Genomic DNA, 21,205 nt, shown 5'->3' on the forward strand with positions numbered 1-21,205 from the left:
TCTATGTAGCCTCACTTAGGTGGAAAAGTGATGGTACTAATTTCTGAAATAGTAATTTTCCAATTAGGGCAAAAGAACCCTACCTGTACTCATTAATACTCAGTTTGGGTTTATACCGACGTTGAGTATCAGTTACGGGTCAAACAATAAGGCAATTGAATTCTGTGCAAGCCCTATAGAAAAGATGGCACTGCCCACGGGCCCTGAAACCATCGCTCCTGTTACTTGGGCCCCTAATGCGATCCATTTCCACTTTCGTCCTCTTTTAAGAGTCCTTAGCTTCTTTTGGTACTTCTCTGGGACTTTGTTGGCAACAGCATCCAGTTCATCTCGTTGAAAAATAAATCGACGCAGTCCTGGAACATTTGTAACTTCATCCTCTGATTTTCTCACTCGAGATGCAATCCATGACCGTTCGAACAAGAAGACAAATTCATCAAATAAAACATCGGATAGCTTTCCCATCTGTGATGGTGGGTAACGTTCCTTGAATAACTCTCTGACCTCGTCATACTTGATATTCGAGGTGTATTCATCAAGTTCTGGGGAGAACAATTCATATTCTTTGACTAGGCGTTCTAGTTCCCCATATGGTAGAACGCTTTCTGTACTTAAGTTACCAATGAAAAAATTGAATGTTGGGTCTTCAGTGTAACTGTCACACGAATTTACTAGTTCTGCAAAAGAACGTGAAATGTAGTGTTTGAATTCATTCGTGGCCCTTTTATCAGCTGTTCTTGAAACCAACAATGAAGGGTCTAACATCAAGTTATCTGTGTCCATCCCCCAGTTGTTTTGAGCCATAAATTTATAGCGACATGATGGTGGTATATGCTTTGTCATTGAATTTTATACATTAACCACTGACCTTTGAAAACCGACTCTATCCTGAGACACAACTCAAACTGTCGACATGGCAAAATGTTTTTAATATAGACCCTGGATTTAGTAGTAATGCCCGTTTTTGAGGTTGACTCACAGGATTTCTCTGACCGTGTGAGTTTCAACCAGTACTTGATAGATAATTACTCTGTTGAGTCTGAGGGCGATTTATACGTCATTGCCGGGTTGACTGACTACTCGTGGCCAGAATTCAAAGAGTTGCTTGATAATGCTGGCTACGAGGTCCTGGAGGAGTATGGGGCCGTAATCAAGATGGCTCGAGAATACGGTAATGATGGAAGAATTGAGTTCTACCTTTCATTTGACAGGGATGAGCAAGTTGTTTTATTTTATACAAACATGCGGAAAACCGAGGAGATTGAGAACACTATTGAAGTATTCTTAAACAATACTCCAAGGGTACATTATCTCTACATTGCTCCGCGAGTGATGCAAGATATCCGTGAAGAGATTGCTGAAGATGACCCAGCGACCCAAGTTGTCAATTTCGTTGCAAGTCGAGCTAAATTGAGCGAGACTCCCTCTAGAGTTCGGCCAGGTGTTTCTCGTACGATTACTTACTTCGGAGCTGATGGACTCGAAACAATGCGTGAGATGGAGGAAATGTACGGTGTCCTCCCACGTATGATGGAATTCAAAATACCGGGGACTTCTCGGTTCAAAATCAGTCGTGAAGGGGTGTTCAATCTCCAAAGAGGTAGCCTCGATTACCTCTTTGAATACGTTCAAACGTGTATCGAAGAGGCACTTAGAGTAAAGCAAGCGTATGACGGTGCCAAATTCGAGATGGTTCGAATGTCCGACCAACTCTCAGTCCCGACAGCAGAACCTGCTTCAATTTCTCTCCGAAATCACCTACGATACCATCAGATAGAGGATTTCAAAGATAGTCTCCGTGAACACGACTATGTCCTCCTCGACACATTTGCAGAAGAGGGTTCTTTGTTTTTTTCTAGCAAGGTGATTGACCAAGATAAGAAAAATGCGTTCCGAATCAAAGCAAACGAGGACGAGATTCGTGTTTTCCCGCAAGAGGACAAAGACGTCGCTTCTTTCCTCCGCTTCTACCAGTTCGTGCAAGATACTGTTGACGAAGATGCTAATCTGGAGGTTTTGGCGTAAATGTCCGCCGATGACCTCAATGAGGAGCAGGTCATCGAGCGGTTTAGAAACATTACCGACAGAATTCCAGCGTATTTAGACAAGCGAGATAGATATAAAAACGAAATTTTAGAGGAAGAAGAAGCAGATGGTGCCATCCGCAAGCGAATTAAAACCGGGATTAAACGGGATAAAAAGCACGATACCCTGTTAAAACAGACAATCTCAGCGTTTCTACCTGGGGGACCTATTGAATCGGAAACGGGGTGGAGGTTCTTGGGTGCTGAGCCGTTGTCAGAATTGAACATATCAAATGCTGATGCACTATTCGGTAACCCTGACCGGGATTTTGCGCTCATTGTGGAGTGTAAAACAAGTGATGGTCGACCAACGAGGTCACTTGAACAGGTGTACCAGGCTGCGGAAGAGGTCCGTGAGAACAAGGATTTGGTCGAGGATGCCACGGGCATTACGATAGATGAGTTGGAATGTGCGATTTGCGTACCAAGCATAGCGGATCGCCGAATAGCAAGTGAAATCGAACGACACGAGCAGGATGATATAGCTAGCGAACAGGTGTATCTCTGGCGCATACACTATTATGAGGGGGAAACACTCGACCTCTACGACGATATTAACACCCGCTCAGATGGGGAAAATACGCACAATAGCTCACTTGCCCCATTACTGAGTAGGGGGGTTGATCTAACGCATGGCCAGCAAGTTACACCAGCATTCTTCCCGTCGTCTCATCCGGAGGTGATAATGGAAGAAGTATTTGGAATTCTGCTTGAACAGCGTCTCCTTGATGATAAACCATTCCGACACTTTACCGGAAGTGAAATCGAAGCAATCCTCAAATCACAGAGAAATCTTCCCCACTATGATGCTGAAACAATAGGTGAACGAATTTACGGAGATCTCATAGATCGCTGTCTCAGGCACGAACTCATTGAGGAAGTTTCACCGAGTGAAACCGAACTTGATGGAGAAGAAACTGAGGCTTTCTTCAAATTTAGAGTACGTGGTAAGTCGGTAGATACTGTCTTAACAAACCTACGAAGGAGGTACATAGAGATGTCAGTCGATCACGAGGCAGACATTGAAGCCATGAGAATTGTAATCGATGAGTTTGACGAGGACCAAAGTTCCCTCACCGATTTCTAGAAGATAGACGGTCAGTTTTCTGCTTCCACCATTTGTATGATTGATTCTTGAGAGCCACTCTATGAAGCCGAAAATTTAGAATGGTCCCCCTATCCATTATCAAACGCTGCCTCCAACTTCTCGTACATCCTCCTCCTCCGAGCCTTCCGCTCTTGTTCTCTCGACAGATAGTTCCGAAGCACGACCTCTGTCGACGAACTCCCCTGGTCTTCAGCAACTCCCTCCAGACCCTCAAGAACCTCTCCAACAGCCTCCTGATACGCCGAGTACCAGAACCGTCGCCCCATCTTCGGCGTGGGCGTATCTCCATCGACAACCACGCCAGCAGTGTCAGCTAGCTGTTTAAACCGACGACGTATCGTACTCACTGACACATGTTTCGTCGATGAAGACCGAGACGGGAACAGATACCCGTTCCAGGTCTCACGGTCAGTAAGCGCATCAATCCGATCAGCGACGACATCGACGCCATACAGCAGTGTCACCTCACCCGGGCCGTTCTTCCGCTCACCGTCACCGAACGACAGATGCGGGTCTTCAGCATCCAAGACCACTTGGTCAACGTGCAACGCAGCAACCTCCGAGGGCCGTAACCCCCAGCCAGCAAGCGCAACGACGAGCAACTCCGATTCGGGCGAATCCACCTCACTGTAGATTCGACGCACCTGCGACGCCGACAACGCCTGTGGGTCCGGCTCGCTGGCTTCCCAACCGAACTCTTCGCCAGCCTCTGAAAGTGGGTTGTACTTCGCGTACTTCCGGCGTTTGACGAACGCATACCACGCTCTTGCGACGTGCAGATACTCGAGCTTTGACCGGTCAGTCGATAGCTCCTCGTCGAACACGTCGAGGACGGAGAGACAGCGTTCGATTTCTCGCGGCTGCTGGTCAAGTTCGGACAGTGGTTCAAGCAGCGCATCAGTCCCGTGCAACTCTTGATACGTCCCAACCCACTTGGACAACCGTGTTCGGTGGGTTTCGACGGTACTCTTTGCTCGTCCACCACGGGTTTCGATGGAGGTGAGGTACGCTTCGAGCGCGTCCGCAGTAGCGTCGTGGTCAACGTTCCACTCCCACCCGTCGCTCTTATCGTCTTCGAGGCCGACGACGTCGACAAAGAATTGCTTGGGCGTGAGGTCGTGGTGCTCGCGTAACGCGTACGCAATTCCACTGTATCCGTGTTCGGTGAGCCAGTCGTAGGTTGGAATGTCTCGATCTTCGTCGAACCCATCGCGATGTCGCTTCGGTGCGATGTCCTGCCAGTAGACGTCGACGAGTTCGTCGAGGCTCATCTGGGACCATTTGTAGCGCTTTTCTCTCGACTCGCCATCTGAAGACGTCTCTTCGACCTCCAAACCCTGGGAGTCGGACTGCTGATTCACGCGTCCTCACTGGGGAGTAACCCGCTCGCTCCGTGTTGGAGTGATTCTGAGTGTTGTATTTTCATTACTCACTGACTTTCTCCAATCTAGTTAATACTTTGGCTTATGCGGGAGTGACTCAAACACAACTGCAATTAGTAAAAATGGGCTCGCCAGTGGCCCTTTTTGTACAAACCCTATGTCGCTATATTAAATCATCGGGCTGGTCGGCCGCTAACTCGGTAGTCGGCGGTCATACTATATGGTGGGTGCTTGCTATCCTCGCTTCGTAGATTCTGAACGACTATCGGTTGATACCACTTGTACGACCCTGAACACGGTCTACCTCGCTCTGAGTCACGACTGCAAGATCGCCATCGAGCGTACGTATGAGTGCCTCTGTCGCTGCACCTTGTTCGAGAGTATCTCTCAATTCTTCGCCGTAAATGCGCGCTGTGAGGTATCCGCTGACGAACGCGTCGCCGGTCCTAACTGGATTAACGTCTCTGTTTCGATGGATACCTGTTCGTAGACTAGCCTATCTCCAACGCACCGACTCCTGGTCCCCACGAGTGATCAGTATCGTCTTGAAGCCGTATTCGTCGTCCACCATATTCGCGATCTCGGCAACATCGCCGTCTCGTCCAAGAACGTGCCTTGCGTACCGGGCGGCAACGACGAGCACGTCCCCGAACGAGAACGACGATTCGAGATTCTCACGTGCTTCGTCGGGGTGCCATAACTTCGACCGATAGTTCACGTCAAAAACAGTAGTCGTATTCATTCTCTGTGCTGCCTCGAAGATTGTATAACAGTAGTCTCGTGGAGTTGGTCTGACAACACCGGTGTAATGCCACTGGTGTAGTACTAGCCAGCAACTTCGACGACGCCGATTGGGAAGTTTGTCGGGTGACGCTGTCGTCATCGCGACGTTGCGTCGGTCGTAGATGACGGAAGTGCCTCGCAGTTCCTCCCCGTGTTCGAGGAAGTACGTCCCCTGGCGATGGTCGTCAGACCAAACGACCGTTGGTTCGACACCGTGTCACCGGACGTCAGAGTTGATACGTCTACCCAGTGTTGAGTCCGGTACCTTCGAGATCCAGACCACGTTACAGCCGAGTCGACTCGCAGCGACTGCAGATTAATTCCACCGCTCTCACCGAGTCACTCCCCGCTCATTTCTCCCGTGCACACCCAGATAATTAAGAGGGGAACCGTTCTGGTAAACGTAATGTCGACAGACGTTCTCAAACGTATCACAGAGACCGGTGTCGTCGCGATTATCCGAGGGACAAACCCGGATTCAGTAATCGAGACCATCGACGCACTCAAACGGGGAGGTGTTTCCGTCGTCGAAGTGACCGCGAACACGGATGGTGTACTTCGGATGCTCCGTGACGTTAGGTCGTCGTTCACATCCAACGAAGTCGTCGTCGGTGCCGGGACTGTCCTCGATAGTGAAACCGCACGAACGACGATGCTCGCCGGCGCCGAGTTTCTCGTCACGCCATCGTTCGACGAGGGGACGATACGGGCGGCAAACCGATATGGTGTTCCGAGCATCGTCGGAATTTCGACAGCCACAGAGGCTGTTGACGCGTACGAGACTGGCGCAGACATGGTCAAAGTATTCCCAGCCTCGACGCTCGGACCACAGTTCGTCTCGGCCCTGCAAGGGCCACTCGGGTTCATTCCAATGGTCCCCACGGGAGGCATGACTCTAGACGATGTGAATGCATTCGTCGATGCCGGTGCAACCGCCATCGGCGTCGGAAGTTCAATTATTGACACTAAGGCAGTTGAAACTACCGATTACGAAATACTCACGTCAAATGCAAGGCAGTTCATCCAAGCAGTTGATGCAGCACGGGATAGCTGAATTATAGGCTCCGTTCCTACTCTGTTTTGATATGCGAGATTCTATTCTTGGTACACGGCGAAACAGTTTCTCTGATGGAAATCAAGTCATGCATCCTAATATTTTGAGAATGCCAACAGGGGCTGATGTCCTCAGATTGAAATCAGCACGTGTAGATTTCAATCCGTAAAATGACAGGTGGTACTCATACATATATTTCGACCAGATCCGTGCCTTCGTCTTCGAAGACTGACTGAGATTGGACGATTAAGTACTCAAGTTCTCGAAACCAATTTTTCCAGTAGACTATTGGTTGGGTATTCGAAATTAGAAAAACGGAGACGACCATTTCATCGAATTTTTGTACCATTGATTCATCGTCAACAATCCGGCAATTCCACGTCCCGAAAGTCGATGTACTCGGGATTGGGACTTACAGATATTTTGACCTCGTTGATCGCAATAGAATCAATATTCACGTCATCCATTCTTGGAAACATTTCTTCAACATCCCCCCTTATTGTCAGGGTTACCTCATTCTTCGAGGGGGCAGACTCGACATGTTCGGCATTGATTTCAGCATCAGTGATACTATTCAAAGATAGCTCCACATCACGAATTAATCTGGTAAGTAGCTCTTCGAATGATTGGGCCATATAGTACTCATAGGAATCGGAATGATAAAAATATTCTCAAGGAGCATGGCTCTCGGTAATTGGTCTATGTATTCTACAGTGATTGAGAAGAGAGATGGAGTACAATACAATAACCGTTTAAAGGTGCTGGGTGGACGGAAATTCGATTGGTTCACTGTTTGAATTACGCTCGTCTTGGGCGGAATCATTATTGTGGTGGGGGTAATTGTCGTGGATAGGCTACGAACAATGTAGCCTGATCCAGCGGCCGAATCGACCATTACCGGTACCTATCTGGCAAGGTATCCTGACTGTCCGCAGGTTAGAAGCATGTTTCATTCGGCCGCACTTTCCAGCCGCGTACAAACCTAATTATTAGTTACGGTCCCCCCGTTCAGAGGTGGTTGGTTATCTCTCAAGAAGCTCTATGAGATTCCCGTCTGGGTCTCGAAGGAAGACAATACAGTTCCCCGTTGGTGTGACCTGTGGTTCACTGAGTTGAGGAACATTTGAGGGCACGTTAGCGAGGAATGCATCGAGGTCCTCAACTGTTATTCCGAGATGGTTGGTTCCAGGCTGATTCAATCGGGGGTGTTCAGCGTGAGATATTGGGTCTTGGTATTCTATGAGTTCGAGACGGAACTCTCCTGCATCTAGAACGGAGAATTCAGCAGATGCGTCTGGAACCCCAACCGCGGTTCCAAACGCACCCCCCTCAAATGAGAGTTCATTGACCACTTCGAAATCTAGAATGTCACGGTAAAATTTGAGGGAATCGGTCCGGTCTGAAACTGTCAAACCCACGTGGTGTGCAAGTGGCATAGTCTGTGAAAATGCACGCAAGTGAGGGGGATAATTCTATTGCTCAAGGTTCAGCAGTGAGATCGGTTAATCACGAGCAAGGAACCATACAGATTGTTATATACAACAGATATACGAAGCTCACTTATTGATTAAAGAAACAACAGGACAGGGGGCCTCTAGCAGAACAGATTGTGCCACGCTACCGAAGAGTATTTTTCCAGTTTGTGACTTCTGCTGAGGGCTGACAACGATATACTGTGCATCGTTTTCAGAGGCATACTTCACGATTTCTGCGGCAGGATCGCCAATGAGACCGACAGCCTTTGATTCCACACTGAGGGTGCATCGGTCGATTACATCTGAAGAAACCTCTGAAGTTTTCGATCGTAATTCATCGACACTCATCGGTTTATTGTCGCTAACACTATCTTGCTCGGCCTGAACGACTTCTGATCGCTTCATGACGTGGACTACATGTACCGAGTCATCAAACGCTTCTGCCAAGTCGTTGGCTTGTTCAACGACAGCACTAGCTCGGTCAGATTTATCCACAGCTGCAATGACTACCATACCAAATGAATGTTCCAATCTGTGTTAAATTTTTTCAGTACTCGGATCAACTGTAGAGAGACACACGTGGTCAAAACACACGAATGGAAGGGTCAACAAGCTCGAAGGTGCAACTGGATAAAGTGAAAGGTCAATTCTTTGTTCTAATTTTCAGCCAATCGCTAAATTTGATTGGGGCGTTGATGAATCTGTGTGTCGGTAGTCGTTCAGCTTGCCGTACTTGGCACCACCGACAGTCAGTACAGGATTGAACACTGTTTGGATGAAAGATTTTATCCCATCAGTACCAGAATTGCCGGCTAATGGCGTCCATTACTGGAGTATTCATCTCGTCAATCCTCCCAGTCATTTTGATCATTCTTCTGGGATTCGGACTGAGCCAAGTACAAGAAATTCAAGCAGAATCGCTTAACACCTTGACGCTATACCTTCTGACTCCAGCGCTCATATTCCACAGTATTTCACTTACAGAACTCAGAACAACTGCTCTCCTCAAAATCACAATCGGAGTTATCGCATTTCTCTTCATAATATTCATCGTCAGTGTGATTTTTGGGTGGGGTACCGGAAAACACGAGGCCCATCTCAGTGTCTTCATATTAATTGCCGTGTTCGGAAATACCGGAGGTCTAGGGATTCCCCTGGCTGATTTTGCATTCGGTCCTGTCGGTCGCCAGACTGCAGTCCTGTTCGCTGCGGTACACGGTGCATTAGTTTTTACCGTCGGACTCTTCATTGCTTCTCACTCTGGAGGCGGGTCAACTCAAAGTAGTCTCAGGCGTGTCTTCAGCTATCCCCTTATTTACGCAGTGGTCATCTCCGTGAGCATCCGAGTCTTGGGCTTGGTTCCACCAGCAAACTCCGTCATTATGCAAACTATCGGGTTATTAGGCAACTCTGCAATTCCTGTGATGCTCATAATTCTCGGGATTCAACTGGCTCAAACAGAGTATAAGGAAGCGTTGTCGATGACAGGTACACCAATCCTCTTTCGGTTCGGTGTCTCTCCGGTGATAGGAATCATAGTTGCGTTTATGTTAGGATTTCAAAATTCTACAGTAGCTCAAGTATTCGTACTGCTGACTGCGATGCCGGTCGCAGTTGGACCAATTATTTTCGTTGTCGAGTTTGCTCAGAATACGAGGATAAATGGGGTTTCATTGCCAGAGTTCGTCTCTGCAAGTATCTTCATCACAACACTCCTGTCGATTCCAGTCGTCACAGCAATAGTTGTGCTGTTAAAGTCTGTCCAGATCATGTAACCGCTTCTTCACCTTGGAGTTGTCCAAAACGACTGGGCTACCGGTGAGTTGCAGTATTCGATCTACTCAGCTTAAATTCAAATGCGACTGAGCTAGCAAAACCTTTCCAGTAAGAGAACATGCAATGTTACTTGTACTATTTTCATCCGAATTTCTTGTTTTTGTACCTGGACACCAGCTTTGTCGCTTGGACCTTCTGTTATCTTTGTATTGACCTATATTTGTATTGACTTCGCTGAGCTAAAAATCGAGTTGTAAGATGATAGAGCCGCTCAGCCAGATTACCGTCCGCGAACGCATCGTTACTGTACAGAATCTTCTGGGCCAACGACCTCAATATTTTCATAGAGTTTGTCGTACCCCTTGAAGTTGTAGAGGTATTCTCCCTCTTCTACTAACTCGCGGGTGTTCTTTTCAGCGGTCAACTTTTCTTTTGCGGCCTCTAGGACGCGTTCTGCATCTTCTCGCGGTACGACTGTGACTCCATCATCATCGCCGACTAAAATGTCGCCGGGATCAACAGCTACCTCACCGCACGTTACAGTGACATTGATAGACCCAGGGTTCTGTTTCAGTGGTCCTTGTGGATGGACTCCCCGGGCATACACTGGAAATTGCATCTCCGAAATGTCAGTCCGGTCGCGAATAGCACCGTCAATAACGATGCCTGCAAGGTTGTTTGCCTTACAAGAGGCACACATTAGTTCACCGAGATGTGCGGTTTCGACGTAGCCATTTGCGTCAATTACGAGTACATCACCGGGTTCAGCAAGTGTAATAGCTTTATGGATGATGAGATTGTCTCCAGGCTCGGCTTTCACAGTCACCGCTGAACCCGCGAATTCAGCTCCCTCGTAGACAGGTTTGATCCCCGAATCCATAGCAAAACGAACGTTGCCAGTGACATCTGATGCGATAGAACTCGGTACTTTTTCGAATGCCGTAACTACCTCACGGTCCGGTCGCTCTATATCTGGCTTTACAGTGTGCATACAAACAGACCATCTTTTGACTACCTTAATCTAACGGTATCAACTATCATTCTATCAACAACCGACTGTGAATTTCAAACTATCGATAATGTGGGTCGATTACAGTTTGGTAGCTACCTCTGAGAAGTGTTCGTACGATTCCTTCCGAGAACGACAGACCTTTACAGAATAGTGTAGCATGGTATTCCATGCGTGGTCTAGCTAAAGTCGCCCGCCAGGAGGGCTCTCTAGAACTCATCGAACGGCCAACACCAACGCCGGGGCCCGACGACGTACTCGTAGAGGTCAAATACGCGGGCTTATGCGGCAGTGACGTCGGCATTTACGAATTCAAAAGTGCCTTCGAACGGATGAATCCACCGACGGTAATTGGTCATGAGTATGCCGGACGTGTCAGAAAGGTTGGTTCGAACGTTACGACTTTTTCACCGGGCGACGCGGTCGTGGAACGACCGATACGGCCATGCGGCGACTGTTATCAGTGTAGGGTTGGTGAACCAAACATCTGCCAGCAACCTGAACTAACTGGAATAGACCACGATGGTGCCTACGAACCATATATCTGTGTCCCTGCAGATGTCCTTCATCCCGTCCCGGCAACCATGGATCTTAGACATGCAGCGATTATCGAGCCAACAGCAATTACGACCCGTGCGGTAATCACGAACTCGCGTGTCTCACCTGGTGACCGTGTTCTCGTCGAAGGCCCAGGGCCGATGGGCCTCTTGAGTGCCCAAGTCGCTGCCGCACAGGGGGGCGACGTTGTCGTCTCCGGTGTCGGACGCGATACAAAATATCGACTTCCACTCGCCCGAGAGTTAGGATTCGAAACCATAGACATTTCGAGTCAGGATATTGCCGAATGTCGAGATGAATTCACTGATACCATAGGTTTCGACGTCGTTTTCGACACGACAGGACATCCATCTGGTCTCAAGACCGCCGTCCAATCAGTGCGTAAAGGAGGCCAAGTCGTCCTGATCGGTCAGACTGGGGAGACGAAGATGTCGTACGTTCCTCTCGTTCGGTCGGAAATCGATATACAATGTTCCTACAGTGCGACGTACGAAGACTTCGAACGCGCACTCAGAATGCTGAATTCTGGTGCCATCGATGCAGATGCCATTATCGACGAGAGATTCTCCTTACTCGATGCCGAGAAGGCAATAAGGTCGTTCCAGTCGGGCGAAACCGTCAAGCCGGTGTTCGACGTCACGGAAATCGAAGATTGATTGGGGATTGAGTTAGCGTCTGCGGGCACTTACACGAATCTGACCGTACTTGGTTAGAACGAGAACATCGGCTTACAGGTTTTTCCAGCTCGGAAGTCATTGAATGCCGTGGATGGGTTGTCCGCCGAATATCGAGTGTCAATGATTTTTTCTGCGTCGATGTTGCCCATTTCCAACGTCCTCAGTGACTGTTTGAAATTCATTTTCGTTGCGCCATATGCAGCATTTATATCGAGTTCCGCACGGACGATCGGTGAGAAGAACAATTCGCTCGCTTCACCGGGAAGTCCGATGATCACGATTTCGCCTCCCTTTCTAACGAGGTCGACCGAATTTTCGATTCCAACCTTGTGACCAGTCGTATCGAAGACCGTGTCTACTCCAATACCGTCTGTATATGAATCGACAAACTCTGGTAGGGTGCCTTCTTGAGCGATTATCGTGTCGATTCCGAGTTGCTCGACTAGCGGGAGCCGATACTTGGTATCTTTCTCAATTCCAGAGAGTACGACATCGACCCCCATCGAGTCAAGGACGGCTGCCGTCAGCACACCAATTGGTCCCGGTCCTTGAACAATGGCCGTGTCCCCCGGTGTGACTGTTGAGCGATCGTATACCGACCGTGCTGCAATACTTAGAGGTTCGGTTAGTGCTGCATGTTTCGTCGGAATACTGTTGGGGATTTTGATGAGATGCTCCTCGTGAACACTCGTGAACTCTGTGAAGGCACCGTCGGTATGCATTCCGGTGATGGTGGTGTTCTGACACACGTTCATCTCTCCGATTTCACACTGATGACACTCTCCACACGGATGAATTGGGGCTTCTACGACAGCATCGCCGGGTTGGAACCGTGTGACTTCCTCTCCTGTTTCGACAACGTGACCGGTGTATTCGTGCCCCATGATGCGGGGAACCTGAATCCATTCGAAGCCGTCCATCAGTAGAAAGGCATGGACGTCGCTTCCACAGACTCCCGCGTACTTGACGTCGACTAAAACGTCGTTGGGGCCGATCTCGGGTCGCTCGATGTCACGAACTTCGACAGATTTTGTTCCGGTCTGAACGATTGCTCTCATGTTATAGAGGTCAACCCATTCACTCCGCCGTATTCGTGGGTTTTGGGGGACTGTCCCACTCTGATGCGTCATCTTTCGGCTCGTAGCCAAGGACTGCCTTCGCGTGTTCGGTACCGAACCAACGAGCGGCGTTATCACTAACTGCGTAGAACACGTCAAAAATGACGGAGTCGTCTTCGAGGCAGCATTCAAGCAGATGAGCGAAATCACGCTGTGAGGTCCACGTTGCCTTCATGCGCTTTACCATCCTCTCGTAATCTTCACTGCCACGTTCCCAAGATCCGGTCTGCGATTGGTCCCAGACCTCACCTTCTTCGACTTTGTGCTCTTCGCCCCGTTCGACACCCCGTTCTGCATCACCATACGGATGATCGTAGCGTTCAGTACGGACACTAGAGATCCGGAGTGCGTAGACTTGGTTCGGCGCACCTTCTCTTCGGGCGTGGTTACGGCAGATATGCTCTCCGAACATCTTTGAAGCACCATAGTACCCATCGGGCTTTGGTAGCGTTTCGTGGGTAAGTCGGAGGGGATCGAACTTGCTCGGGTAGTCCTCTTCGTAAAGTTCCGGTGCGTGGTCCTCTTCGTAGAGACCCATGACTCTCTGAGAGGACGCAAAAATAAGCGTCTCTACCTCGGCGTCATTCATCGCTTTGAGCACGTTGTACGTCCCGATTATGTTCGGTTCGATAACATCCCGAAAGTCCGCGCCTGCATCTGACTGAGCAGCGAGGTGGATTACAGCGTCTTGGTTATCGAAAGCCGGTCGCATAGCATCGTAATCTGCGACGTCGGCAACGTGAGTTTCGTACTCTGGGTGGTCCTCTAAATTCAAAAAAGTGAACTCATACTTATCTTCGTCGTAGAGATGGTTCAGAATTGCTTCCCCTGCTTCACCGAACGGTCCAGTGACTAGCACACGTAGCTTACTCATCGTCGTCAAAACCGATACGCTACTCATATTTATATTTACTCACACTCTCAACTCGATTGACCGGTGCGTCCGATTGTTCCGATTGAATTGAATATCTTTGGCCGTCAGGGGTGTTTTTCAGGAAGTCCCTCCTTACGACGGTGGTAATTCACGAAATCGAGCACTGCGTCCTCCACACTCCACTCTTGAGTCAACCCGAGTTCGTCGTACCACCGGCCACAATCGAGTTTCGGGTTCGCCAAATCGTCTCCCCACTGGTCTAGCTCTTCCACTGTTGGGTAGTCGATGGTAATCTCTGGAGAGAGCGACTGAAGCGTCTCAACAATCCGGTTGAACTTGTACGACTCTTTGTTTCCCTGATTATACACCGTGTGATTGAACGAGTTCATGTCCACGACGTTCACGAACCACCGACCGAGGTCTTTCCCATACGAGAGGTTTATTCCGTCCCACTGGATCCAGTACGGTGGAACCTTCACGTTTTGCCCAAGGCCTGCTTTCCGGATAAATTCGTTTAGGCTTCCAGTCGCACCCACCTTTCGGCCACGGCCCCAGACACCACCGATTCGAATACCCACGAAATTCGGGTCGTATTTTTGATTGTATGTTCGCCCCAATACCTCGCTCGTGTACTTAGTTGCTGCATAGGGATTCCGAATCTTGACGGGGTCATTTTCGTTGACGAAGGGGTCGTCCATCCAGTAGTAGTCGTCTACTGTACCGTACACCGAAGCGGAACTCGCAAATAGACAGGTTGTGGCCCCATGGTCGCGTACTGCGTCGAAGACGTTGGCGGTCCCTAGGCAATTGACGCCGATTGCTTCCGCAGGATTCTCCCACGATTTGTGGGCCACGTAGGCCGCGAGATGAATCACTCTGTCAGGTTCATACTGTTCGAACGTATCGTTTAGTTGGTCCGTGTCAGTGACGTCCCCCCGAATTAATGTGACATCGTCATGGATGCCCTTGATTGTATTCTCATTTGGATATAGGTCATAGACAATAATCTGTTCTTGGTTGTACCCACGTTCGACCAATTCTTGAACTACGTAGTTTCCAGCTAATCCCGTTCCCCCTGTAATGAGATAGGTATCCATAGTTGCGATAGGTTGAATGTAATCTTGTACAATAAATAATTTTGCTTGAGCCGATTCAGTGCACGAAAGACGGACAAAGAATATTCCAAATCTAAACCCACACAGATTGACAGGTAATCTTAGGGGGATTCAATCTCTCACGTTGGCGACGAGCTACGATCTGCACCGAAGTAGAATAGCTTCCTCAGCCAGAGAATCCAATTTCAACAGTGTTGAAACAGGGCAGATAGAAACATTACAAATGTACGAATGTAATTTAATGTAAAGATAGGATTGTGAGGACAATTGAAATTAATAATAGTGGTGCTTTCAGTAAGGAGATCTATTGTCGCTAAGCCATTGAAACGCTTGAAAATACTAATTTGGAGATATAACGGTCAGGGGACAACCACTGTTTCAGTAATATCGAAGGCTAAACTCGTTCTATTACAGATGTAGTATTGTAACACAGCGTATCCTGGATGGCCATAACCCGAGTTCTATAACGGTTTCACATGTGCATCTTAGTCCCTATACAAGGGCCATCGTCCAATTTGCGCAATTCGCGCTGGTTTCCTCGATACCATAATGAAAACGCTACTAGTTTCAATATAGTCGAAATTGAAAACACGGCTATGGGTACGTGCGGAAACGGATGAGAAGAGCATCAATAAATCAACAATGTTGTTCGGGTGATCGGCCGTAGGAAGAGATGCTCCCCGAAAAACACGGAAAGTCTCAGTTATAGCAAATATGGGATTTAAGGACGCTTATCTCTGGCTTAGTTTCAGCTCGATGATGTTCCGCTTATTGAAGAGAGATGGTGCCAACTTTTCTTTGATTCGGTCTTCACCCATCCTGCTCAGTGGACCACTAATGCTGATTGAACCGACTACAGACTCGTTGTTAGGGACAATAGGTACAGCTACTGCCCTGACACCGGGGAAATGTTCCCCGTTGTTCATCGCGTATTTGCGTTCCCTGATCTGCTCGAGTTCCTGCTTGAGCTCTTCTCGTGATTTTATCGTCGAAGCGGTGGATTGGGGGAGTCCGCGCAGGTCGATGATTCGGTCCACTTCGTCTTCCGGAAGTTGTGCGAGAATTGATTTTCCGGTCGCCGTTTGATGGAGGTGTAAGTAACACCCGAGTGGAGCATTGTCGTCGATCGAATCCCGATGCTCAGACTTGTAGAGCTGTACCATATACCCGTTTTCTATGGTTCCCACGTTCGCGTTTTCCCCATATTCTTGCTGCAAGTCGTCCACCTCGCCCTTAGCGGCCTGAAACAGAGACATCCGATCCCGCAACTCACCACCAGTTTCGAGGAACCGGAGACTGCAGTGGTACTCTTTGTCCTCTTTTATCACATATCCACTCTCGACGAGTGTTGACAGATAGATGTGGGCCGTACTAATGGGCAAATCGAGGGCCGTCGATATCTCCGAGAGTGTGGCGTTGCTTTCGGTTCTGAGGTAGTCAACGATCTCGAATGCACGCTTGACACTCTTCAATTGGCGCCCGTCTATTTCGCTCGTGTTGGTCTCGTCCATTAGATAAACATCGATGTCCTATTCAATAAGTATGTTGAATAATTCAACAGTGTTGAAACGATACTCTCAACTAAGAACCGAGAGCCCTCTGTTTACTGTTGTACGTCGCCAAAATGAGAGAGTTGAGGCCTAGTCCGTTCGAGGATCCCACTCGTTCCATTCCCGCTCTACGAGGTAGTCGTCAAGTTTCTGTTTCGGATTATCGAAGACGTGGGAGCCGTGGAATACGAGGAGCGTATCAAAGTCGTACTCGAGTAGTTTGTAGAGGTTTAGCTCCGCTGCTCGGTGGTCGTCATTGAACAACGCTGGCGGTGGAAGGAGGTATCCATCCGGGAGCCCGCCACGGTCAGATCCATCCAGAGTGTCACCCGAAATCAAGATACCGCGGTCCTCAAGTAACAACGCGGAGGTCGCTTCAGTGTGTCCCGGTACCTGAATTACTCGGATGTTTCCCTCCAGCAAATCATCATCTTCGTATGCGACATCTGGACCGACCTCGAAACTTTCCTCTTCGAGATGCGTGTAGAGCTTCGACTCGTCAGCAGGCATGACTAGTTCAGGCGAGAACGCATCGACTACGTGTTTAAGACCACCGTGGTGACCGTGGTCTCCGTGCGTAATAATAACCCGATCGATCGATCCATATTCGTTTTTAAGGATCTCGACTAGCTCCTTCCCATTTTCATCGAACGCCGTGTCAATTAGTGTCGTCTTCCCTTCGGGAACGTTTTTCAGAACCAACACACGCACGTGCTCGAACTGTACCTGGTCGATACCCTCGGTTACTTCGCTCAGACTCATATGCGAATGTTCGTTTACCGAATTAATTTGTAAAGTTGTCGGTAGACCCATTTACAGTCGGGTTTGCGACCGTCGCCAGTCCCCCAATTAGTGTACTTGAACGCATGATAGTCATTATCAATCAAAATGTTTAATAGTGATTGGCACACCGGACAAGTCATGGCTCAACAAGAGCAGCCTGCAACTCGAAGAAGCATCTTGAAGCGGAGTGGTGTCGCACTCAGTGTCGGGACCGTCGGCCTGGCCGGGTGTACCGGCAGCAACAGTGGAGGTGGCAACGACACGACTGATGGAGACAGTAGTGGCGGTAACGACGACACTCAAACTGATTCTGGCGGATCCGGTGGCGAGGAAGTCACTATCGACTTGGCTACAACTCAACCGCCAGAGAATATCATGGTGAAGGCGATCTCGGAGCACTTCATCGATGAAATCGAATCGAAGACTGATGGCCGCATCTCTGTTAACCTCCAAGCTGCCACGCTGGGTGGGTCGGAAGACAACATGAGTGCGCTGGAGTCCGGAACTGTAGACATCGTCAGTGAAAGCCCACCGACGATGGCACAGCGGTTCGCTCCGGAGTACTCCTTCGCGGGCGACCCGTTCGTCATCGCGAACATGGACCACTATAAGGCAGTCCAAGAAGAGTACCTGATGCCCGAAGACGGGCTGAACGGTATTCTTATGGAAAACGGTCTCCGACTTGGAGATTCCTTCCGCTGGGGGAACCGCGGCTTCACGAGTAACTTCCCGGTCAAGACCCCAGAGGACGTTCAAGACGTGAAGCTTCGACTACCACAGTTCGAGACGTGGACGAGTGTCTGGGGCGAAATTGGCGCCCAGCCCACACCGGTCCCGTTCGACGAATTATACTCGGCGCTTCAGACTGGTGTCGCTGATGCCTCTGAAGGACCGATTGCTCAGTTCATGTCGACGAGCCTTTATGAGGTTCAATCCCACTTCTCGGTCACGAACCACCTCCTTGGCGTGAATCACTTCATCCTCAACGACGACTTCTACCAAGGGCTGAGCGGGGAAGATCAGGACTTGGTCATGTCGACTATCGAAGAGGCCACAGGTAATATCACGCAGACGATCAGGGACAACGAGCAGGAACTCTACGACCAGGCAAGAGACGAGGGTGCCACTATCATCCAACGAGATGAAATCGATCGTCAGGCGTTCGTCGATGCAGGAATGCCAGCTCTTGAGGAACTCTCCGAGTCAAAGTGGGCAGCTGATATCAATAACGTACTGGACCTAGCCTAAGTGCTATGGTTACACCAACGTCAACGAACAAATAAAACTCCCAAAAGCAAATCACGTGCCATCATGTTAGCCCTGCAAGTGGGCTACTGATTGCGTTCTTTTACGCTTCACTCGGTGGAGTGACAGTAGTCGTTTGCTGTTCAGTCCAGGTGAACAGAGTGGACTTCTCCCGAAGTGACTGGCAGGTCGATAGTGATTACGGCAACTACATGACCCGTAAGACAATGTGAAAAGTAGTTTTCCACTTGAAACCAAATTAAGGGATTACTCTATCGTGTACTGCTTCCCTGCACGAATCGGGAAGGTTTCCGTCTGAACAGAGGGAGTTTCGGCGATTGTGTCACGAAGTTTCTCTATGTACCGATTAGGGTTTTCGACCGTGGGAAACCCATGGCCGATAAGGAATTTGTATTCGTCCGTGTCGGTCTCGTCATATGCTTTGGGAACCGGATAATCTCCTTCGTGGCGGTAATGACCCGGGATAAGGTAATCGGGTTGCAGGAGGTCGAGAAAGAGCATATCGGTTTTTATTTGATATTCGAGTGGATCATCATGCCTACTCAGGGGTTTTCCGAGTGGGTACAGAACCATATCAACCTCGTCGGCAAATTCGAGCATTTCAGGGTAGGGTGTACGGATGTCCCCGAGGGCTAGAATTGTGAAATCGTTCCGGGTGTCCTCGATGAGATATGCTAGGTTTGCCACGGGACCAATAATTTCGTGTGGTGCAGAGATGTTCGGTTCTTCACCAGGTGCTTCGACCGCCGTTATACGGACGGGGCCGAACTCAATTTCGGATGGTACCTGAGTGGGTCCTGTTGACTCTTGCCACTTGGGCTTGTCATTTCGCTCCCCACCGATCATTGTCTTCTGGTAGTACTTCGGGAACAGAACGGTGGGGTCGAATTCATCCAGTAGTGGCAACTCCGGCGAAGCAAACCAGTGCTCCGAGTCAAACAGACAGGGCCGTGAAACGATTAATTCCTCCAGACCGTCATCGAGCAAGGTGCGAAGCGTCGGTGCGTGGCAGTGGTCATTGTGTTCGTGGGTGACAAGTGCGTAATCGACGCCCGAAGTTGGGTTTAGATATGGATCAACTGCGATTGTGATCCCGTCGATATCGATCTCCCACGTTCCTGCACCCCACCACGTGAGATGAATGGGTTCGGACAGCGTAGGGTTGAGTTGTACTGGATTCGATGCGAACATTGGGTCGTACGCAATTTCCACCACCAACGTAATATAGCATGTGGGTGGCCCCACAAGTGAAAATCCATAGATAGTGACCTTCGACGGTGCATCTCGCAGAAGAGAGGCAATTTAGCACCCAGAGGAAAACGTGTATAATAGTTCGCTCAAAAGACGGGTTATGGACCGGACAGCACCTGATACACTCAATGCCGAGGCTATCCGTGAGGACTTCCCTATCCTTGACCGCAAAATAGGTGGCAGCGAGTTAGTTTACTTAGACAACGGCGCGACGAGCCAAACGCCACAACAGGTCATCGAAGCCATTGTTGACTACTACACACAGTACAACGCCAACATCCACCGGGGCCTTCACACACTTAGCCAGGAGGCGTCTATCGCGTATGAGGAAGCCCACGACACAGTGGCTGATTTCATTGGTGCAGACGGTAGGGAAGAGATAGTCTTCACCAAAAACACGACTGAGGCCCAGAATCTCGTGGCGTACTCGTGGGGCATGAACGAGTTAGGTCCTGGCGATGAAATTGTCCTTACGCAGATGGAACATCACGCTTCTCTCGTCACTTGGCAGCAGATGTGTAAACGTACTGGCGCCGAGGTGAAATATATCCCAATCACAAATGAAGGATATCTCGATATGGAAGCGGCCGAGAGCCTTGTCACCGACGACACGAAACTCGTCAGCGTTTCCCACGTCTCGAATACCCTCGGAACGATAAACCCCGTGGACGAACTCGCGGCAATTGCTCACGACCACGGTGCTTATCTCTTCGTCGACGGCGCACAGTCGGTTCCAACGCGTCCTGTCGACGTGGGCGCTTTAGACGCCGATTTCCTCGCATTTTCAGGACACAAAATGTGCGGGCCTACAGGTAGCGGAGCTCTCTATGGCAAGAAGGAGATCCTTGAGGAGATCGAACCTGCCTTCTATGGGGGCGGTATGATCAGGAAAGTCGAGTACGAAGATTCTACCTGGCACGACCTCCCCTGGAAGTTCGAGGCGGGGACACCCGGAATCTGTGAAGGGATTGCGCTTGCTGCAGCATGCGAGTATCTTTCGGATATTGGCATGGAGCGAGTTCAATCGCACGAGGAATCGCTAGCCGAGTACGCTTACGACCAGCTCGCCAGATGCGATGATGTCGAGATATTCGGGCCGCCAGGAAACGACCGTACTGGTCTCGTGTCGTTCGACGTAGAGGGCATCCATCCCCACGACCTCTCGTCGATCGTCAATGAGCATGGCGTGGCGATCCGTGCAGGCGATCACTGTACACAACCACTTCATGGGACGCTCGGTGTCCCAGCGTCTGCCCGGGCTTCGTTCTATATCTACAATACTCATGAGGAAATCGACGTACTCGTCGACGTGCTTCATGAAGCGAGGGAAATCTTTCACTGA

The 21,205-nt window shown here is 49.5% G+C and carries 19 protein-coding genes and 1 pseudogene; 7 read left to right on the plus strand and 13 right to left on the minus strand.

Annotated features, from left to right (window positions below; all coding sequences use genetic code 11):
• Nucleotides 1–132 precede the first annotated feature (132 nt).
• Complete coding sequence (locus ACFQJC_RS17430; protein ID WP_390225861.1) at nucleotides 133–804, minus strand: hypothetical protein; 672 nt, start codon at nucleotides 802–804, stop codon at nucleotides 133–135.
• 150 nt (nucleotides 805–954) lie between these two features.
• Between ACFQJC_RS17430 and ACFQJC_RS17435 the strand changes: the two genes are divergently transcribed.
• Nucleotides 955–2,025 carry a hypothetical protein gene (locus tag ACFQJC_RS17435; protein ID WP_390225863.1) on the plus strand — a complete coding sequence of 357 codons (1,071 nt, stop codon included), beginning with the start codon at nucleotides 955–957 and terminating at the stop codon, nucleotides 2,023–2,025.
• The gene (locus ACFQJC_RS17440) at nucleotides 2,026–3,171 is read left to right on the plus strand and encodes a hypothetical protein (RefSeq protein ID WP_390225865.1); all 1,146 of its coding nucleotides are present in this window, start codon (nucleotides 2,026–2,028) and stop codon (nucleotides 3,169–3,171) included.
• An 89-nt stretch (nucleotides 3,172–3,260) separates the two neighbouring features.
• On the opposite strand, the gene ACFQJC_RS17445 is transcribed toward ACFQJC_RS17440, so the two are convergent.
• Nucleotides 3,261–4,463: a tyrosine-type recombinase/integrase gene (locus ACFQJC_RS17445; RefSeq protein ID WP_390225921.1), complete on the minus strand. Its 1,203-nt coding sequence runs from the start codon at nucleotides 4,461–4,463 to the stop codon at nucleotides 3,261–3,263.
• A 607-nt stretch (nucleotides 4,464–5,070) separates the two neighbouring features.
• Nucleotides 5,071–5,547, minus strand: a pseudogene (locus tag ACFQJC_RS17450) (sugar kinase); the annotation flags it as partial.
• Between the two features lie 216 nt (nucleotides 5,548–5,763).
• Here ACFQJC_RS17450 and ACFQJC_RS17455 point away from each other — a divergent pair.
• Nucleotides 5,764–6,411: a bifunctional 4-hydroxy-2-oxoglutarate aldolase/2-dehydro-3-deoxy-phosphogluconate aldolase gene (locus ACFQJC_RS17455; protein ID WP_390225867.1), complete on the plus strand. Its 648-nt coding sequence runs from the start codon at nucleotides 5,764–5,766 to the stop codon at nucleotides 6,409–6,411.
• Between the two features lie 359 nt (nucleotides 6,412–6,770).
• Here the strand turns inward: ACFQJC_RS17455 and ACFQJC_RS17460 are convergent, their stop codons facing one another.
• The 3 genes from ACFQJC_RS17460 to ACFQJC_RS17470 form a co-directional block, all read right to left on the minus strand.
• On the minus strand, nucleotides 6,771–7,046 hold the full coding sequence (locus tag ACFQJC_RS17460; RefSeq protein ID WP_390225869.1) for a hypothetical protein: 276 nt from the start codon (nucleotides 7,044–7,046) through the stop codon (nucleotides 6,771–6,773).
• A gap of 387 nt (nucleotides 7,047–7,433) precedes the next feature.
• A complete protein-coding gene (locus ACFQJC_RS17465) occupies nucleotides 7,434–7,847 on the minus strand; it encodes a VOC family protein (RefSeq protein ID WP_390225871.1) in 414 nt (137 codons plus the stop codon).
• Nucleotides 7,848–7,967: 120 nt separating this feature from the next.
• Nucleotides 7,968–8,399: a universal stress protein gene (locus ACFQJC_RS17470; RefSeq protein ID WP_390225873.1), complete on the minus strand. Its 432-nt coding sequence runs from the start codon at nucleotides 8,397–8,399 to the stop codon at nucleotides 7,968–7,970.
• 302 nt (nucleotides 8,400–8,701) lie between these two features.
• Between ACFQJC_RS17470 and ACFQJC_RS17475 the strand changes: the two genes are divergently transcribed.
• Nucleotides 8,702–9,661 carry an AEC family transporter gene (locus ACFQJC_RS17475; RefSeq protein ID WP_390225875.1) on the plus strand — a complete coding sequence of 320 codons (960 nt, stop codon included), beginning with the start codon at nucleotides 8,702–8,704 and terminating at the stop codon, nucleotides 9,659–9,661.
• 302 nt (nucleotides 9,662–9,963) lie between these two features.
• Here the strand turns inward: ACFQJC_RS17475 and ACFQJC_RS17480 are convergent, their stop codons facing one another.
• Nucleotides 9,964–10,653, minus strand: a complete 690-nt coding sequence (locus ACFQJC_RS17480) for a 4-carboxy-4-hydroxy-2-oxoadipate aldolase/oxaloacetate decarboxylase (protein ID WP_390225877.1) — start codon at nucleotides 10,651–10,653, stop codon at nucleotides 9,964–9,966.
• Between the two features lie 188 nt (nucleotides 10,654–10,841).
• On the opposite strand from ACFQJC_RS17480, the gene ACFQJC_RS17485 reads away from it, so the two are divergent.
• The gene (locus ACFQJC_RS17485) at nucleotides 10,842–11,885 is read left to right on the plus strand and encodes a zinc-dependent alcohol dehydrogenase (protein ID WP_390225878.1); all 1,044 of its coding nucleotides are present in this window, start codon (nucleotides 10,842–10,844) and stop codon (nucleotides 11,883–11,885) included.
• Between the two features lie 53 nt (nucleotides 11,886–11,938).
• Here the strand turns inward: ACFQJC_RS17485 and ACFQJC_RS17490 are convergent, their stop codons facing one another.
• The 5 genes from ACFQJC_RS17490 to ACFQJC_RS17510 form a co-directional block, all read right to left on the minus strand.
• On the minus strand, nucleotides 11,939–12,964 hold the full coding sequence (locus ACFQJC_RS17490; protein WP_390225880.1) for a zinc-dependent alcohol dehydrogenase: 1,026 nt from the start codon (nucleotides 12,962–12,964) through the stop codon (nucleotides 11,939–11,941).
• Nucleotides 12,965–12,983: 19 nt separating this feature from the next.
• Nucleotides 12,984–13,898: an NAD-dependent epimerase/dehydratase family protein gene (locus tag ACFQJC_RS17495; protein WP_390225882.1), complete on the minus strand. Its 915-nt coding sequence runs from the start codon at nucleotides 13,896–13,898 to the stop codon at nucleotides 12,984–12,986.
• A 104-nt stretch (nucleotides 13,899–14,002) separates the two neighbouring features.
• Nucleotides 14,003–14,995, minus strand: a complete 993-nt coding sequence (locus ACFQJC_RS17500; RefSeq protein ID WP_390225884.1) for an NAD-dependent epimerase/dehydratase family protein — start codon at nucleotides 14,993–14,995, stop codon at nucleotides 14,003–14,005.
• A 749-nt stretch (nucleotides 14,996–15,744) separates the two neighbouring features.
• Entirely contained in the window at nucleotides 15,745–16,524 is a 780-nt protein-coding gene (locus tag ACFQJC_RS17505) for an IclR family transcriptional regulator (protein ID WP_390225886.1), read from the minus strand.
• A 129-nt stretch (nucleotides 16,525–16,653) separates the two neighbouring features.
• Nucleotides 16,654–17,325, minus strand: a complete 672-nt coding sequence (locus ACFQJC_RS17510) for an MBL fold metallo-hydrolase (protein ID WP_390225888.1) — start codon at nucleotides 17,323–17,325, stop codon at nucleotides 16,654–16,656.
• 159 nt (nucleotides 17,326–17,484) lie between these two features.
• Between ACFQJC_RS17510 and ACFQJC_RS17515 the strand changes: the two genes are divergently transcribed.
• A complete protein-coding gene (locus ACFQJC_RS17515; RefSeq protein ID WP_390225890.1) occupies nucleotides 17,485–18,594 on the plus strand; it encodes a TRAP transporter substrate-binding protein in 1,110 nt (369 codons plus the stop codon).
• Nucleotides 18,595–18,858: 264 nt separating this feature from the next.
• On the opposite strand, the gene ACFQJC_RS17520 is transcribed toward ACFQJC_RS17515, so the two are convergent.
• On the minus strand, nucleotides 18,859–19,803 hold the full coding sequence (locus ACFQJC_RS17520; protein ID WP_390225892.1) for an MBL fold metallo-hydrolase: 945 nt from the start codon (nucleotides 19,801–19,803) through the stop codon (nucleotides 18,859–18,861).
• A 160-nt stretch (nucleotides 19,804–19,963) separates the two neighbouring features.
• On the opposite strand from ACFQJC_RS17520, the gene ACFQJC_RS17525 reads away from it, so the two are divergent.
• Nucleotides 19,964–21,205 carry an aminotransferase class V-fold PLP-dependent enzyme gene (locus tag ACFQJC_RS17525; RefSeq protein ID WP_390225894.1) on the plus strand — a complete coding sequence of 414 codons (1,242 nt, stop codon included), beginning with the start codon at nucleotides 19,964–19,966 and terminating at the stop codon, nucleotides 21,203–21,205.

The organism is Haloferax namakaokahaiae (assembly GCF_042663225.1).
Classification (GTDB): domain Archaea; phylum Halobacteriota; class Halobacteria; order Halobacteriales; family Haloferacaceae; genus Haloferax; species Haloferax namakaokahaiae.

Excerpts from the sequence above, each read along its gene's own strand:
- ACFQJC_RS17430 (WP_390225861.1), bottom strand. The coding sequence starts at position 804 with ATGGCTCAAAACAACTGGGGGATGGACACAGATAACTTGATGTTAGAC.
- ACFQJC_RS17435 (WP_390225863.1), top strand. The coding sequence starts at position 955 with ATGCCCGTTTTTGAGGTTGACTCACAGGATTTCTCTGACCGTGTGAGT.
- ACFQJC_RS17440 (WP_390225865.1), top strand. The coding sequence starts at position 2,026 with ATGTCCGCCGATGACCTCAATGAGGAGCAGGTCATCGAGCGGTTTAGA.
- ACFQJC_RS17445 (WP_390225921.1), bottom strand. The coding sequence starts at position 4,463 with ATGAGCCTCGACGAACTCGTCGACGTCTACTGGCAGGACATCGCACCG.
- ACFQJC_RS17455 (WP_390225867.1), top strand. The coding sequence starts at position 5,764 with ATGTCGACAGACGTTCTCAAACGTATCACAGAGACCGGTGTCGTCGCG.
- ACFQJC_RS17460 (WP_390225869.1), bottom strand. The coding sequence starts at position 7,046 with ATGGCCCAATCATTCGAAGAGCTACTTACCAGATTAATTCGTGATGTG.
- ACFQJC_RS17465 (WP_390225871.1), bottom strand. The coding sequence starts at position 7,847 with ATGCCACTTGCACACCACGTGGGTTTGACAGTTTCAGACCGGACCGAT.
- ACFQJC_RS17470 (WP_390225873.1), bottom strand. The coding sequence starts at position 8,399 with ATGGTAGTCATTGCAGCTGTGGATAAATCTGACCGAGCTAGTGCTGTC.
- ACFQJC_RS17475 (WP_390225875.1), top strand. The coding sequence starts at position 8,702 with ATGGCGTCCATTACTGGAGTATTCATCTCGTCAATCCTCCCAGTCATT.
- ACFQJC_RS17480 (WP_390225877.1), bottom strand. The coding sequence starts at position 10,653 with ATGCACACTGTAAAGCCAGATATAGAGCGACCGGACCGTGAGGTAGTT.
- ACFQJC_RS17485 (WP_390225878.1), top strand. The coding sequence starts at position 10,842 with ATGCGTGGTCTAGCTAAAGTCGCCCGCCAGGAGGGCTCTCTAGAACTC.
- ACFQJC_RS17490 (WP_390225880.1), bottom strand. The coding sequence starts at position 12,964 with ATGAGAGCAATCGTTCAGACCGGAACAAAATCTGTCGAAGTTCGTGAC.
- ACFQJC_RS17495 (WP_390225882.1), bottom strand. The coding sequence starts at position 13,898 with ATGAGTAAGCTACGTGTGCTAGTCACTGGACCGTTCGGTGAAGCAGGG.
- ACFQJC_RS17500 (WP_390225884.1), bottom strand. The coding sequence starts at position 14,995 with ATGGATACCTATCTCATTACAGGGGGAACGGGATTAGCTGGAAACTAC.
- ACFQJC_RS17505 (WP_390225886.1), bottom strand. The coding sequence starts at position 16,524 with ATGGACGAGACCAACACGAGCGAAATAGACGGGCGCCAATTGAAGAGT.
- ACFQJC_RS17510 (WP_390225888.1), bottom strand. The coding sequence starts at position 17,325 with ATGAGTCTGAGCGAAGTAACCGAGGGTATCGACCAGGTACAGTTCGAG.
- ACFQJC_RS17515 (WP_390225890.1), top strand. The coding sequence starts at position 17,485 with ATGGCTCAACAAGAGCAGCCTGCAACTCGAAGAAGCATCTTGAAGCGG.
- ACFQJC_RS17520 (WP_390225892.1), bottom strand. The coding sequence starts at position 19,803 with ATGTTCGCATCGAATCCAGTACAACTCAACCCTACGCTGTCCGAACCC.
- ACFQJC_RS17525 (WP_390225894.1), top strand. The coding sequence starts at position 19,964 with ATGGACCGGACAGCACCTGATACACTCAATGCCGAGGCTATCCGTGAG.